This is a genomic window from Kitasatospora sp. HUAS MG31 (assembly GCF_040571325.1).
GTDB lineage: Bacteria > Actinomycetota > Actinomycetes > Streptomycetales > Streptomycetaceae > Kitasatospora > Kitasatospora camelliae.
In genome coordinates, this window is sequence record NZ_CP159872.1 from 2,739,901 (window position 1) to 2,755,318 (window position 15,418).

10 protein-coding genes are annotated in these 15,418 nt (G+C 70.9%); 2 read left to right on the forward strand and 8 right to left on the reverse strand.

What is annotated here, in order from left to right; translation table 11 throughout:
• Positions 1-97 precede the first annotated feature (97 nt).
• The 8 genes from dapA to eccD form a co-directional block, all read right to left on the reverse strand.
• Positions 98-997, reverse strand: coding sequence for a 4-hydroxy-tetrahydrodipicolinate synthase (gene dapA / locus ABWK59_RS12325; RefSeq protein ID WP_354640471.1), 900 nt, complete (start codon positions 995-997; stop codon positions 98-100).
• Positions 998-1,224: 227 nt separating this feature from the next.
• Positions 1,225-1,953 (reverse strand): FAD-dependent thymidylate synthase, encoded by a 729-nt coding sequence (thyX, locus tag ABWK59_RS12330; RefSeq protein ID WP_354640473.1) that lies wholly within the window; start codon positions 1,951-1,953, stop codon positions 1,225-1,227.
• The gene (locus tag ABWK59_RS12335) at positions 1,950-2,414 is read right to left on the reverse strand and encodes a hypothetical protein (protein ID WP_354640474.1); all 465 of its coding nucleotides are present in this window, start codon (positions 2,412-2,414) and stop codon (positions 1,950-1,952) included. The genes thyX and ABWK59_RS12335 overlap by 4 nt, the downstream gene beginning before the upstream one ends.
• Before the next feature lie 7 nt (positions 2,415-2,421).
• Entirely contained in the window at positions 2,422-3,168 is a 747-nt protein-coding gene (gene dapB, locus ABWK59_RS12340; protein WP_354640476.1) for a 4-hydroxy-tetrahydrodipicolinate reductase, read from the reverse strand.
• A 14-nt stretch (positions 3,169-3,182) separates the two neighbouring features.
• Positions 3,183-4,535 (reverse strand): M16 family metallopeptidase, encoded by a 1,353-nt coding sequence (locus ABWK59_RS12345; RefSeq protein ID WP_354640478.1) that lies wholly within the window; start codon positions 4,533-4,535, stop codon positions 3,183-3,185.
• Positions 4,536-4,618: 83 nt separating this feature from the next.
• Entirely contained in the window at positions 4,619-6,829 is a 2,211-nt protein-coding gene (locus ABWK59_RS12350) for a polyribonucleotide nucleotidyltransferase (RefSeq protein ID WP_354640480.1), read from the reverse strand.
• A gap of 413 nt (positions 6,830-7,242) precedes the next feature.
• Entirely contained in the window at positions 7,243-7,533 is a 291-nt protein-coding gene (rpsO, locus tag ABWK59_RS12355) for a 30S ribosomal protein S15 (protein ID WP_345288773.1), read from the reverse strand.
• Between the two features lie 145 nt (positions 7,534-7,678).
• Positions 7,679-9,142 (reverse strand): type VII secretion integral membrane protein EccD, encoded by a 1,464-nt coding sequence (gene eccD, locus ABWK59_RS12360; RefSeq protein ID WP_354640482.1) that lies wholly within the window; start codon positions 9,140-9,142, stop codon positions 7,679-7,681.
• A 455-nt stretch (positions 9,143-9,597) separates the two neighbouring features.
• Here eccD and eccCa point away from each other — a divergent pair, with 455 nt between their 5' ends.
• Together eccCa and ABWK59_RS12370 are read left to right on the forward strand one after the other, a co-directional pair.
• A complete protein-coding gene (gene eccCa / locus ABWK59_RS12365; protein WP_354640484.1) occupies positions 9,598-13,557 on the forward strand; it encodes a type VII secretion protein EccCa in 3,960 nt (1,319 codons plus the stop codon).
• A 424-nt stretch (positions 13,558-13,981) separates the two neighbouring features.
• Positions 13,982-15,400, forward strand: coding sequence for an APC family permease (locus ABWK59_RS12370; protein ID WP_354640487.1), 1,419 nt, complete (start codon positions 13,982-13,984; stop codon positions 15,398-15,400).
• The last annotated feature ends 18 nt before the right edge of the window (positions 15,401-15,418 follow it).

The following is a 15,418-nucleotide window of genomic DNA, read 5'->3' on the forward strand; positions in this document are numbered from 1 at the left end:
GGTTTTCCTTGTTTCAGGTGCCTCCGCGCCGTCGATCCGGTCCAGCGGCGGACCCGAGGGGGTCCGGCGAGCCGGGGCGCGTACGTCTGTCGTCTGACTACAGGTGTACCCCGCCGGCGGCGAGATCCTGCTTCAGAACGGCGATCTCCTCCTCGGTGGCGGAGATCAGCGGGAGTCGGAGCGGGCCGGCCGGGTGGCCCTGCAGGTTCAACGCGGCCTTGCTCAGGATGACTCCCTGGGTACGGAAGATACCGCTGAACACCGGCAGCAGGCTCTGGTGGACCGAGGTCGCCTTGGCGACGTCCCCGGCGGTGAAGGCCTCGATCATGCCGCGCAGCTCGCCGGCGACCAGGTGACCGGCGACGCTGACCACGCCGACGGCTCCGACCGACAGCAGCGGCAGGGTCAGGATGTCGTCGCCCGAGTACCAGGCCAGGTCGCTGCGGGCGATGGCCCAGGAGGCGGCGCCCACGTCGCCCTTGGCGTCCTTGTTGGCAACGATCCGCGGGTGCTCGCCGAGCCGGACCAGCGTCTCGTGGCTCAGCGCGACCCCGCTGCGGCCCGGGATGTCGTACAGCATCACGGGCAGCCCGGTGGCGTCCGCGATGGCCACCGTGTGCCGGTACAGGCCCTCCTGCGGGGGCTTGCTGTAGTACGGCGTGACCGCCAGCAGCCCGTGCGCACCGGCCGCCTCGGCCTGGCGGGCCAGCTCGGTGCTGTGGTGGGTGTCGTTGGTGCCGACGCCGGCGACCACGTGGGCCCGGTCCCCCACGGCCTCGACCACGGCGCGGACCAGCTGCGCCTTCTCGGCGTCGGTGGTGGTCGGGGACTCGCCGGTGGTGCCGTTGAGCACCAGGCCGTCGTTGCCGGAGTCCACGAGGTGCGTGGCGAGGCGCTGGGCGCCGTCGAGGTCGAGGGCGCCATCGGCGGTGAAGGGGGTGACCATCGCGGTCAGGACCCGGCCGAAGGGTGTCTTGGGGGTGGAGGTCGGAGCCATGCGTCCAAAACTACTCGTAGGCACCCCGGGGTCGGTCACACCGGTCCAGGGTTCGGACATCCGCGCCCCCGGACGGCCGGGGGAGCCGGGCCGGACATGGGATTCCGGTGCTGCATGCTCGGGGGTTCAAGCAGCACCGGAATCCGTGTCCTGAGCGTATGAAGCGGGTGCGGGAGCCGCAATCCAGACATGCCGGGCCCAGCGCCCGGATCGCCCGTCGGCGCAGGTCAGGGGGCGACTCGGCCGTGCTTCTCGAAGGCCGCATGGGTGAGCGGCATGAGCCGCGCCCACTCGTCCTCCATCCGCTCGGCGACCATCTCGATCTCCCGCTGCGGGAAGGAGGGCACGGTGGCGTTCTCCCGCTTGGTGCGCAGCGACAGGAAGTGCATCAGCGAGCGGGCGTTGCAGGTGGCGTACATGGAGGAGAACAGGCCGACCGGGAGGACGGCGCGGGCGACCTCGCGGGCGACGCCCTCGGCGAGCATCTCGCGGTACGCCCGGTAGGAGGCCCGGTAGCTGGCCTCCATGGCCTCGGTGGTCACCTTGTGCTGCCCGGGGGTGCCCTCGACGAACTCGTACCGGCCGGGCTTGCCCTGCTGGACCAGCCTGCGGTCGGCGCCGGGGACGTAGAAGACCGGCTCCAGCTCGCGGTAGCGGCCGGACTCCTCGTTGTAGGACCAGCCGCTGCGGTGGCGGTGGAACTCGCGGAAGACGAAGATCGGCGCGCTGATGAAGAAGGTCATCGAGTTGTGCTCGAAGGGCGTGCCGTGCCGGTCCCGCATCAGGTAGTTGATCAGGCCCTTGGACTTCTCCGGGTCCTCCTGGAGGGCTTCCAGGGACTGCTCGCCGGCGGTGGAGACGCGGGCGGCCCAGATGACGTCGGAGTCGGCGGCGGCGCTGCGGACCAGCTCGACGGTGACGTCACTGCGGAACTGGGGGGCCGTTTCGTCGGTCACGCGGTACTCCTCGGTTGAACGGTTGCGGTGCCGTGCAGCCGGATGGCGTGCTGCATGGCCTTGCGGGCGCGCGGGGTGTCCCCGGCGTCGGCGTAGGCGACGGCGAGCCGGAAGAAGGCCCGCCAGTCGTCCGGGGACGCCTCGGCCTCGGCCTTGCGGCGGGCGAAGACCGCGTCGGCCGAGGCGCGGTCGATCCGTCCGCCGCCGGTCCGTACCAGCTCGTCGACCGGCAGGCCGCCCTCGGCCTCCAGCTCGCGGGCGAGCTGTTCGCTGGCCCGGCCGAAGCGGACGGTCTGCACCAGGAACCAGATTCCGAGGCCGGGGATGGCGAAGGCGCACAGGCCGAGGCCGATGCCGAGCGGCTTGCCGGTGGCGATCAGCTGGACGCCCTCGCCCATGCAGATCAGGGCGACCAGCAGCAGGGCCGCGGCGAGCAGGAAGAAACCGGTGCGCGAGGTCATCGTGGGCTCACAGGTCCAGGAAGTGTTCGAGGCCGAGGGTCAGGCCCGGCCGGTCGACGATCCTCCGCACGCCGAGCAGGATGCCGGGCATGAAGCAGCTGTGGTGCAGCGAGTCGTGGCGGATGGTGAGGGTCTCGCCGGTGTCGCCGAACAGCACCTCCTGGTGGGCCAGCAGGCCGCGCAGTCGGACCGCGTGGACAGGGACGCCGTCCACGTCGGCGCCGCGGGCGCCGTCCAGGGCGTGGGTGGTCGGGTCCTGCTGCGGGGCGCGGCCGGCGGCCTCGCGGGCGGCGGCGATCAGCTGCGCGGTGCGGGTGGCGGTGCCGGAGGGGGCGTCGGCCTTGCGGTCGTGGTGCAGCTCGACGATCTCGACCGACTCGAAGTAGCGGGCCGCCTTCTGGGCGAACTGCATGCCGAGCACGGCGCCGATGGAGAAGTTCGGGGCGATCAGCAGGCCGGTGGCGGGCGACTCGGCGAGCCAGCCGTCCACGGTGGCCAGCCGCTCCTCGGTCCATCCCGTGGTGCCGGTGACCACGTGGATGCCCCGGTGGAGGCAGAAGTCGAGGTTGCCCATGACCGCGTCGGGGTGGGTCAGCTCGACGGCGACGTCGACCCGGGCATCGGTCAGTTCGGAGAGCTCGGAGTCGCGGCCGAGGGCGGCGACCAGCTCCATGTCGGGCGCGGCCTCGACGGCCTTGACGGCCTCGGAACCGATCCGGCCCTTGGCGCCGATCACGGCGACGCGCAGCGTCATCTCGGGGTGTCCTTTCAGACCAGCAGGTCGGCGAGCTTCGCGGCCCGCTTGTCGGTGATCGGCCCGATCAGGGCGAGCGAGGGCCGGTACGCGCCGAGCACGTCGCGGGCCACGGCGTGGACGTCGTCCAGGGTCACCGAGGCCATCTTCTCCAGCATCTCGTCCACCGAGAGGTGGTGGCCGTAGGAGATCTCGGCCTTGCCGATCCGGTTCATCAGCGAGCCGGTGTCCTCCATGCCGAGCACGGTGGAGCCGGAGAGCTGGCCGATGGCACGGTGCAGCTCCTCCTCGGTGATGCCCTCGGCGACCACCCGGGCGAGCTCCTGGCGGCAGATCCGCAGCACCTCCTCGACCCGCTTGGGCTGGCAGCCGGCGTAGATGCCGAACAGGCCGCTGTCGGCGTAGGAGGAGGAGTACGAGTAGACCGAGTACGCCAGGCCGCGCTTCTCCCGGACCTCCTGGAAGAGCCGGGAGCTCATGCCGCCGCCGAGGGCGGCGTTGAGGACGCCGATGGCCCAGCGGCGGTCGTCGTGCCGGGGCACGCCGGGGACGCCGAGGACCAGGTGGGCCTGCTCGGTCTGGCGGTTGAGCACCGAGACGCGGCCCGAGGCGCGGTGCGCCTTGACCCCGCGGCGGACCTCGGCGGGGTGGCCGGTGGACTTGGCCAGCACCGGGGCGAAGGCCTTCTGGACCAGCTTGACCACGGCGGTGTGGTCGAGGTTGCCGGCGGCCGCGACCACGAGGTTCTCGGGCTTGTAGCGGCGGTGGTAGAAGCCGGCGATCTGGTCCCGGGTGAGCGCGGTGACGGTCTCCTGGGTGCCCAGGATCGGGCGGCCGAGCGGGGCGGAGCCGTACAGGGTCTTGGCGAACAGGTCGTGGACCACGTCGCCCGGGTCGTCCTCGGCCATCGCCATCTCCTCGAGGATGACGCCGCGTTCGGCCTCCACGTCCTCGGGGCGGATCAGCGAGCCGGTGAGCATGTCGCAGACCACGTCGATGGCCAGCGGCAGGTCGGTGTCGAGCACCCGCGCGTAGTAGCAGGTGTTCTCCTTGGCGGTGAACGCGTTCATCTCGCCGCCGACCGCGTCCAGGGCGGCCGAGATCTCCAGGGCGCCGCGTCGCGCGGTGCCCTTGAAGAGCAGATGTTCCAGGTAGTGCGTGGCGCCGTTGAGCACCGGGGACTCGTCCCGGGAGCCCACGCCGACCCAGATGCCGAAGGTGGCGGAGCGCACCGTCGGCAGGGTCTCGGTGACGACCCGCAGGCCGCCGGGGAGGACGGTGCGGCGCACCGTGCCGGCGCCGTCGAGACCCTTCAGCAGGGTCCGGGTGGTGCCGGGGCGCTGATTGGCCGCCGAGACCTGAGCCAACGGTGGTTCCTTCCGGAGGTACGAACAGGGTGCGGCCCGCACGCGCCGGAGCGGGCGTGCGGGCCGCGGGTGCTACGGGAGCGTCACTCGGAGGCGGCGGCCTCGCCGCCCTCCTCGCCCTCGATGACCGGGATCAGCGACAGCTTGCCGCGCGGGTCGATCTCGGCGATCTCGACCTGCACCTTGGAGCCGACCGCGAGGACGTCCTCGACGTTCTCGACGCGCTTGCCGCCGGCCAGCTTGCGGATCTGCGAGATGTGCAGCAGACCGTCCTTGCCCGGCATGAGCGACACGAACGCGCCGAAGGTCGTGGTCTTCACCACGGTGCCCAGGTAGCGCTCGCCGACCTCCGGCATGGTCGGGTTGGCGATCTGGTTGATCGTGGTACGGGCGGCCTCGGCGGCCGGGCCGTCGGAGGCACCGATGTAGATGGTGCCGTCGTCCTCGATCGTGATCTCGGCGCCGGTGTCCTCCTGGATCTGGTTGATCATCTTGCCCTTGGGGCCGATGACCTCACCGATCTTGTCCACCGGGATCTTGATGGTGATGATGCGCGGGGCGTACTGCGACATCTCGTCCGGAGTGTCGATGGCCTCGTTCATCACGTCCAGGATGTGCAGGCGGGCGTCCTTGGCCTGCTTCAGCGCGGCGGCGAGCACCGACGCCGGGATGCCGTTCAGCTTGGTGTCCAGCTGGAGGGCGGTGATGAAGCCCCGGGTGCCGGCGACCTTGAAGTCCATGTCGCCGTACGCGTCCTCGGCACCGAGGATGTCGGTGAGGGTGACGTAGTGGGTCTCGCCGTCGATCTCCTGGGAGATCAGGCCCATGGCGATACCGGCGACGGCGGCCTTCAGCGGCACACCGGCGTTCAGCAGCGACATGGTGGAGGCGCAGACCGAGCCCATCGAGGTGGAGCCGTTGGAGCCGAGCGCCTCGGAGACCTGGCGGATGGCGTACGGGAACTCCTCGCGCGAGGGCAGCACGGGCAGGATGGCCCGCTCGGCCAGCGCGCCGTGGCCGATCTCGCGGCGCTTCGGCGAACCGACGCGGCCGGTCTCGCCGACCGAGTACGGCGGGAAGTTGTAGTTGTGCATGTAGCGGCGGCGCGTCTCCGGGGAGAGCGTGTCCAGCTGCTGCTCCATGCGCAGCATGTTCAGCGTGGTGACGCCCAGGATCTGGGTCTCGCCGCGCTCGAACAGGGCCGAGCCGTGGACGCGCGGGATGGCCTCGACCTCGGCGGCCAGGGTGCGGATGTCGGTGACACCGCGGCCGTCGATGCGGACCTTCTCCTTGATGACGCGCTCACGCACGATCTTCTTGGTCAGCGCGTTGTAGGCGGCGCTGATCTCCTTCTCGCGGCCCTCGAACTCGGGGAGCAGCTTCTCGGCGGCGATCGCCTTGATGCGGTCGAGCTCGTTGTTGCGCTCCTGCTTGCCGGCGATGGTGAGCGCCTGGGCCAGCTCCTCCTTGACCGCGCCGGTCAGGGCGGTGAGCACGTCGTCCTGGTAGTCCAGGAAGACCGGGAACTCGCCGGTGGGCTTGGCGGCCTGGGCGGCCAGCTGGGACTGCGCGGCGCAGAGCACCTTGATGAACGGCTTGGCGGCGTCGAGGCCGGCGGCCACGACCTCCTCGGTGGGGGCCTCGGCGCCGCCCTCGACCAGCGTGATGGTCTTGGTGGTGGCCTCGGCCTCGACCATCATGATCGCCACGTCGCCGTCGGGCAGGGCCCGGCCGGCCACGACCATGTCGAAGACCGCGTCCTCCAGCTCGCTGTGGGTCGGGAAGGCGACCCACTGGCCCTTGATCAGGGCGACGCGGACGCCGCCGATCGGGCCGGAGAACGGCAGGCCGGCCAGCTGGGTGGAGGCGGAGGCGGCGTTGATGGCCACCACGTCGTACAGGTGGTCCGGGTTGAGCGCCATCACGGTGACGACGACCTGGATCTCGTTGCGCAGGCCCTTGACGAAGGACGGGCGCAGCGGGCGGTCGATCAGGCGGCAGGTGAGGATCGCGTCCTCGGAGGGCCGGCCCTCACGACGGAAGAACGAGCCGGGGATCCGGCCCGCGGCGTACATCCGCTCCTCGACGTCCACCGTGAGCGGGAAGAAGTCGAAGTGCTCCTTCGGCTGCTTCGAGGCGCTGGTGGCCGACAGCACCATGGTGTCGTCGTCCAGGTAGGCCACGGCGGAGCCGCCGGCCTGACGGGCCAGGCGGCCGGTCTCGAAGCGGATGGTACGGGTGCCGAAGCTGCCGTTGTCGATGACGGCCTCGGCGTAGAAAACGTTCTCTTCCACCTGGAAGATCTCCTCTTTCGTACGTGTCCCGAGGAGCGCCCCTGCGCTTTGCCTACCTGTGGCCCGGGCAGCTGGGCCGGTCTTCGATCGAAGCCTCCGGGTCGTCTCCCTGACGGGACTCCCGGGGGCCACTACCGAGGACCGGCGCCTCTCGGCCTTCCGGTCGGCGGTCGCGTGTGGACGCTCCCCTGGTGCGGGCGGCTTCCGTTTGAAGCCAGCGGCCCGCGCGTGGTGTGGGTGCTGCTCCGTGGTGGCGGTGCGACTCCTGCGCACCGTGCCTACCCGGGCATGCCCTTCACCTTACAAATTCACACCCTACCGAGCGCGGTATTACGGCGCGCGCCACCACGATGTCGGCGGATGTGACGAAGGGCGGCCCCCCTTGGGAAGGGGAGCCGCCCCAACGTGCGGTGTCAGCGAGCGCCGCCCGCGGCGCCACGGCGGATGCCGAGGCGGTCGACGAGGGTACGGAAACGCTCGATGTCCTTCTTGGCCAGGTACTGCAGCAGGCGGCGACGCTGGCCGACCAGGATCAGCAGACCACGACGGGAGTGGTGGTCGTGCTTGTGGAACTTGAGGTGCTCGGTCAGGTCCGAGATACGACGGGAGAGCATGGCCACCTGGACCTCGGGGGAACCGGTGTCGCCCTCCTTCTGGCCGAACTCGGCGAAGATCTGCTTCTTGACGTCAGCGGCGAGAGCCACGGCATCTCCTTCGGGGGTTTGACCGAGTGACCCTGGTCGACTGCACAGGATCTGACAGAACTCGGACGGGCCAAGCGTACCAGCGCCCGCCGCCGTCCCCGGATGCGGGGTCGGCGGCGGGCGCTGGTGGCGGCGGCTACGGGCGTCAGCTGCCGAAGCCGGTGGCGCCGCGGACGATGTTGAAGACGTTCAGCACGGCGAGCGTCAGCGGGACGAGGGCGATCAGCACCAGGCCGTCGACCATGTCCAGGATGCGGCCCCAGAACGGGGAGACGCCGGCCCGTGGCACGATCACCGCGATGGCGGTGAGGACGGCCGCGCCGAAGCCGATCGAGACGGCCAGCCAGACGGTGCGCAAGTCGGCCTCGGTGGAGCCGGCGGTCAGCAGGAACGCCGGGGTGTGCAGCGCCAGGCCGATGATCAGCAGGCCCAGGGCGACCAGGCCGGCGATGGTGAGCGCGAAGACCTGGGCGGTGTAGCGGAACAGGCGGGCGCGCAGCATGGTCGCGAGGCCGATGAACATGGCCAGCAGCTCGGCCCACGTCCGGTCGCTGAAGCCGAGCACCGCGCAGGAGGCGACGGCGGTGACGGCGGCGCCGCCGACCAGGCCGACCAGCACCTCGTGGCCGCGGCGGGCCTGGGCGGCGATCCGCTCGTACTGGATGGCCTCGGCGCGCTCGGCCTCGTCCTCGTAGGAGCGGCCGCGGGTGCGGGTCTGGCCGGGGGCGCTGAAGCCGACGGGCAGGCGGGCGAAGCGGGCCGAGAGCGCCGGCAGGAAGCCGACGGCGGCGACCGCGGCCACACCGGTCACGGCGGCGATGTCGGTGGCGGGGGTGCCCGAGAACAGGACCGCGGCGAAGGAGGCCAGGGTGCCGGCGGCGAAGAGGAAGGAGGAGGCCACGAAGACCGAGTCCTTCTCCGGCAGCAGGCCGACCAGCAGCACCGAGACCACCAGCGCGGCCACGCAGCCGACCAGCAACTGGAGGCGGCCCGGGCCGTCGCCGGCGTGGGCCACGGCCACCGCGCCGGAGCCGGCGATCAGGGCGTGCGGCAGGGAGCCGAGGCCGAGCGCCAGGGCGGCGTCGTGGTCCTCGTACACCCGGGCGCGGACGGCCGCGTAGGCGACCAGCACCACGGTGGTGACACCGGACAGGATGCCGGGCAGGCCGAACATGTCGTGGTGGAGGTCGGAGAACCAGAGCGCGAAGGCGAGCAGCACGAGCAGCACGCCGGAGCCGATCAGGCCGAAGGCCCGCATCAGCTCGGGGCTCCAGAACCGGCGGTCGGCCTCGACCGCGCTGGCGATGGCGTCGGCGACGTCGTCGTAGACGGCCGGCGGCAGGGACTCCGCGAACGGGCGGAGGCTGAGCAGGTCGCCGTCGCGGACCTGCTGGGCGGCCAACGGGAGGCCGCTGTCGAGCACGGTGCCGTCCCGGCGGACCAGGTGGAAGCCCGTGGGCGCCCCGTCCACCTGGGTCTGTCCGGACAGCCGCAGCACCTCGGGGTAGATGTCCGCGAGCGGGACGTCCTCCGGCAGGGCCACGTCGATCCGGCTGTCCGGGGCCACCACGGTGACCCGGCAGAAACCGGTCGTTGCGTTTGAGCTCATGCCTCCACCTCGCTGCGCTCGGTGGGTGCTTCGCACAGCGCGCACCTCTGAATCGTTCGCTCGCTCCGCTCGCGCACCGGGCCCTCTCCCCCATCATTGGCGTGTCGGTAAGTCAGCTGTCGACCGAACCCGGTCGGACCGGAACTGTCACGATCCGACCAAGAGTTGGCGCGGCGTTACCCTACCGCCCGCCGGAGGGCGGCGGTGGCCGCCCCCCTCCCCGTGTTCCGTGGAGGAATTGCTGACATCCGGTGAGGTGACGGTCGTACAGCCCGCCCCCGTCGATCGTCCGTCCGGCCCGGCCAGTAGGATCTGCCCCTGCGCAAGGCGTAACGGGGGCGGCGACAGACGCGAGCTGCCCCCTTGGGCGCCTGCGGTCGGCGGAGCGGGGGCGGCGTCATCACACGGGGCGCCCTCACCCGTACGTATCCAGTTGCGTGAGGGCTGATGCCGTTGTGAGTGTCGTTACCGTCAAGCGTCCGCCCCGGGTGCATCCACCCGCGGTGCCGGACCAGCCGGTGGAGCTGGTGCCTCCACCGGAGTTGCCCCGGACGGGGGCCGAGGACTGGATGATGTCCTTGCTGCCCCTGCTCGGCATGGGCGGCTCGGCGGCCTTCTTCTTCTCCCCTGGTGCCCAGGGTCCGATGAAGATGATGGGTGTGCTGATGGTGGCGTCCACCGCCGCCATGGCGGTGGCCCAGATCGTGAAGGCCCGCAAGGGCGGCAGCGCGGGCACGGCGGACGAGCGCCGCGACTACCTGAAGTACCTGCAGCAGAAGCGCCGTGAGGTGCGCCGCACGGCCGAGCGCCAGCGCGGTGCGCTGCTGTTCACCCACCCGGAGCCGGACCAGCTGTGGTCGATCGTGGCCGAGGGCCGCCGGCTGTGGGAGCGCCGTTCCACGGACTCCGACTTCGCCCAGGTGCGGGTGGGCCGCGGCCCGCAGCAGCTGTCCACCCCGCTGGTGGCGCCGCAGACCGCGCCGATGGACGAGCTGGAGCCGCTCGCCGCCGAGGCGATGGGCAACTTCATCAAGTCGCACGGAACGCTGCAGGACCTGCCGCTGGCGGTCTCGCTGCGCGCCTTCTACCACATCACGGTGTGCGGCGACCCGGACACCGTGTACGGCAACGTCCGGGCGATGCTGGCCCAGTTGACCACCCTGCACTCCCCCGAGGACCTGGTGGTCGGCGTCGCCGCCGCGCCGGGTGCGGTGGAGGAGTGGGAGTGGGCGAAGTGGCTGCCGCACACCCAGCACCGCAAGGAGAGCGACGGCGCCGGTTCGCGGCGTCTGATCGCCACCGGGCTGGGCGAGTTGGAGGAGCTCCTGGCCAAGGAGCTGGACGGCCGCAAGGGCTTCTCCCGGGACGCCGCCCCGGCGGCCGACAAGCCGCACATCATCGTGGTCATGGACGGCGCCTCGGTGCCGCCCGAGTCGGTGCTGGCCAGCGCCGAGGGCGTGGAGGGCGTGACCGTCATCGAGGTCGTCCCGGGCGACCTGGACGAGCCCAACGGCCACCTGGTGATCAACCTGACCAAGGACGAGCTGCTGCTGCAGTCGGCCTCGGGCGCCTCGTACTCGGGCAGCCCGGACGTCCTGTCCTCCTGGCAGTCCGAGGCGCTCGCCCGCCAGCTGGCGCCGTTCCGCGCCTCGGCCGGCGGCGACGACGGCGACCCCTCGCTGGTGTCCATGGACTTCACCGAGATGATGCACACCGGTGACCCGGGCTCCTTCGACCCGGCCCGGCACTGGCGGCCCAAGCCGATCTCGGAGAAGCTCAAGGTCCCGCTGGGCGTCGGCACCAACGGCGAGTACGTCTGGCTGGACATCAAGGAAGCCTCGCTGCAGGGCATGGGCCCGCACGGCATGTGCGTCGGCGCCACCGGTTCCGGCAAGTCCGAGGTGCTCCGCACCATCGTGCTGGCGCTGGCGGTCACCCACTCCTCCGAGGTGCTCAACCTGGTCCTCGCGGACTTCAAGGGTGGTGCCACCTTCGCCGGTATGTCGGAGATGCCGCACACCGCGGCCGTGATCACCAACCTCGAGGGCGAAGCCACCCTGATCGACCGCATGCGCGACGCGATCGAGGGCGAGATGAACCGCCGCCAGGAGCTGCTGCGCGCGGCGGGCAACTACGCGAACATCAACGAGTACGAGCGGGCCCGCGCGGCCGGTGCCGCGCTCGACCCGCTGCCCTCGCTGCTGATGATCATCGATGAGTTCTCCGAGCTGCTCACCGCGAAGCCGGACTTCATCGACCTGTTCATCCAGATCGGCCGTATCGGCCGTTCGCTGGGTATGCACATGCTGCTCGCCTCGCAGCGACTGGAGGAGGGCAAGCTCCGCGGTCTGGACACCTTCCTCTCCTACCGCCTGGGTCTGCGCACCTTCTCGGCCGCCGAGTCGCGCGCCGCGATCGGCGTCCCGGACGCGTACCACCTGCCGCCCATCCCGGGTGTCGGCTACCTGAAGTTCGGCTCCGACGTGATGGAGCGCTTCCGGGCCGCGTACGTCTCCGGTCCGTACCGCCCGCCGGGCCAGCAGCGCCGCTCCGGCGGCGGCCGTGCGGTCACCGCGCAGCCGGTGCTCTTCACTGCCAAGGAAGTCCCGGTCATCGAGCCGGTGGTGGAGGAGATCGTCGAGGAGGAGGTCGAGGAGATCGACGACTCGCTGCTCGACACCATGCTGGACGTGTTCGTCCAGCGGATGCTCGGGCAGGGCCCGCCGGCGCACCAGGTGTGGCTGCCGCCGCTGGAGGAGGCGCCGAGCGTCGACGCGCTGCTGACCCCGCTGCAGGCCACCGCGGACCGCGGTCTGACCGCCCCGGAATTCGGTGCGCTCGGCCGCCTGACGGTGCCGGTCGGCATCGTCGACAAGCCGCGTGACCAGCGCCGCGACGTGCTGTACCAGGACTACTCGGGTGCCGCCGGTCACGGTCTGATCGTCGGTGGTCCGCAGACCGGCAAGTCCACGATGATCCGCACCATCGTGGCGGGCTTCTCGGTCACCCACACGCCGGTGGAGACGCAGTTCTACCTGCTCGACTTCGGTGGTGGCGCGTTCCAGGCCCTGGCCGACCTGCCGCACGTCGGCGGCGTGGCGGGGCGTCTGGACGTGGACAAGGTCCGCCGCATGGTCAGCGAGGTGCACGGGGTGCTGAACCGCCGGGAGGAGTTCTTCCGGGCCAACGGCATCGACACCATCACCACGTACCGCACCCAGCGGGCCAACGGGCAGCTGCCCGACGAGCAGTTCGGCGACGTCTTCCTGATGATCGACGGCTGGCTCACCTTCAAGCAGGAGTACGAGGTCCTGGAGCCCGTCATCGCCGACATCGCCCAGCGCGGTCTCGGCTACGGCGTGCACGTGATCCTCACCGCCGCCCGCTACGCGGAGGTCCGCCCGGCGCTGAAGGACCTGCTGCAGAACCGCACCGAGCTCCGGCTCGGTGACTCGATGGAGTCGGAGATCGACCGCAAGGTCGCGGCGAACGTCCCGGCGGGCAGCCCCGGCCGCGGTCTGACCGCGTCCAAGCTGCACTTCCTGTCCGGTCTGCCGCGCATCGACGGCTCCTCCTCCACCGAGGACCTGGTGGACGGCGTGGCCGACCTGGTGGCCCGGGTCGGCGAGGCCTGGACGGGCCCGCGCGCCCCGCAGGTCCGCATGCTGCCCCAGGTGCTGGACGGGCAGTCGCTGCCGAAGGGCTTCGAGCACCCGGAGCTGGGTGTCGCCTTCGCCGTCGACGAGGTCGAGCTGGCGCCGGTGTTCGTCAACTTCGAGGCCGACCCGCTGTTCATCGTCTTCGGTGAGAGCGAGTCCGGTAAGTCGGCGACGCTGCGGATGCTGATCAAGCAGATCACCGAGCGGTACACCCCGGAGCAGGCCGGCATCGTGGTCGGCGACTTCCGCCGCTCGCTGCTCGGCGTGGTCCCGCCGGAGTACCTGGTGGAGTACGCGGCGGCGGCTCCCGCGATGACCAACATCGTGGAGATGCTGCGCGGAGCCTGCTCCCGCCGTCTGCCCGGGCCGGACGTCACGCCGGAGCAGCTGCGCAACCGCAGCTGGTACAGCGGCAAGGACATGTTCGTGATCGTCGACGACTACGAGCTGGTCGCGACCTCCTCGGGCAACCCGCTGGCGCCGCTGGCCGAGTTCCTGCCGTTCGCCCGCGACATCGGCCTGCGCGTCATCGTCGCGCGCAGCGCCGGCGGTGCCGGCCGCTCGATGTTCGAGCCGGTCATGCAGCGCATGCGCGAGCTGGGCGGTCAGGGCCTGCTGCTCTCGGGCGACAAGAACGAGGGCGCGCTGCTCGGTACGGCCAAGCCGCAGCCGTTCCCGCCGGGCCGGGCCACCTACGTGACCCGCCGGGTCACGGGCGGTCAGACCGTCCAGATCGGTTGGACGCCGACGCCGTAACGGCAAGGGACAGGGTGTAAGGACGGGGGCCGGGTTCATGACGAACCCGGCCCTCCGTCATCCCGGGGGATGGACGGTGCCATAACGTTATCTACCGGTTTCGGACACCGGGCTACGGTTCCCGTACCGTGTGGGCCTTATCGGGGCCATTCGGACAGTCGAGCGAGCGCCTTCCATTCCATGATCTTTTGAATCATTAACCTTGGATTCGAGCGCAATTTCCCACTTTCGGCGGTCTCGCGATCCCAACGCCGTATGACTATGCCCTCCTCCGCAACGGATTCCGTAGCCGTTCCGGCGTTGACGGGGGAAATCCGCACAGGCACCCTGGCGGACCGGGAGCGACGACAGAACACGACGCCGGAAGCGCCATCGGAGGCGATACCGCTCCCACCCCCACACCGCCCAGTCGATCGGATGCCCCATGACCGACACGCTGCACCCGCAGGTCGCACCCGCCCCCGTCGGCGACGCGACCGGTAGCGGCGCCCCGAAGAAGCTCGCCCGTTCCCTGGGTGTCGTGGGCGGCACACTGCTCACGCTCTCCTGTGTGACGCCGGCGTCGTCGCTGTTCGTCATCGTGCCGGACCTCTTCAACTCACTGGGCTCGTACACCGCGCTCGCCATCGCGATCGGCTCGCTGCTGTGTATCGCGGTGGCCTTCTGCTACTCCGAGCTGGGCACCCTGATCCCCAGCGCCGGCGGCGAGTACGCCATGGTCGGCACCCTGGCCGGCCGGTTCGCCGGCTGGCTGGTCTTCATCCAGTCGCTGATCGTGGTGATGATCGTGCCCGCGATCATCGCCATGGGCACCGCCGAGTACCTCGCACCGATCGTCGACATCGACCCCAGCCTGGCCGGCGCCCTGGTCATGATCGCCGCCACCGTGGCCGGTCTGCTCGACCTGCGGGCCAACGCCTGGATCACCGGCATCTTCCTGGTCCTCGAGGTCGTCGCCTGTGCCGTGGTCTCCGTCCTGGGCTTCGCCCACGCCGAGCGCGGCGTCGGCAGCCTGGTGGAGGGCCTGACCGCGGACGAGTCCGGCGCCACCAGCTCGGTGGGCTTCGCGGCCATCCTGGTCGCCATGGGCACCGCGCTCTTCGTCACCCAGGGCTTCTCCACCGCCATCTACCTCTCCGAGGAGCTGGAGAACCCCCGCAAGAACGTCGCCCGCACCGTCCTGTGGACCCTGGCCCTGGCCGTCGCGATCATCCTGATCCCGGTCGCCGCCCTCACCATCGGCGCCCCCGACCTGGCCACCCTCACCGGCGGCAACATCTCCGAGATGGTCACCGCCTGGAGCGGCAGCACGGTCGGCACCTTCATCAGCCTCTGCATCGCGCTGGCCATCATCAACGCCGGCATCGTCATGGTCATCCAGAACTCCCGGGTGCTGTTCGCCTCCGGCCGCGACAAGGCCTGGCCCGAGCCGGTCAACCGCGCCTTCGGCACCCTGAACCGCTTCAACGCCCCCTGGATCTCCACCCTGGCGGTCGGCATCCCCGGCGCGGCGCTCTGCTTCGTCCCCGAGGACCAGCAGTCGATGCTCACCAGCATCACCGGCGTGGCCGTCGCCGCCCTGTACCTGCTGGTCGCGGTGGCCGCCCTGTTCTCCCGCCGCGGCGCCCGCAAGGACGCCCCGGCCTGGCGCCAGCCGCTGTGGCCCGCGCTGCCGATCCTGCTCATCGTGGTGCTCGGCTACGTGCTGACCCAGCTGGACCCGGTCGCCCTGGCCTGGACCGGCGGCATCACCGTGGTCTCCGCCCTCTACTGGGTGTTCTACCTGCGGCCGCGCCAGGCGACCCGCTGGGTGATCACCATCCCCGAGGACGACGAGGCCTGATCCGCCCACCGCGGATCC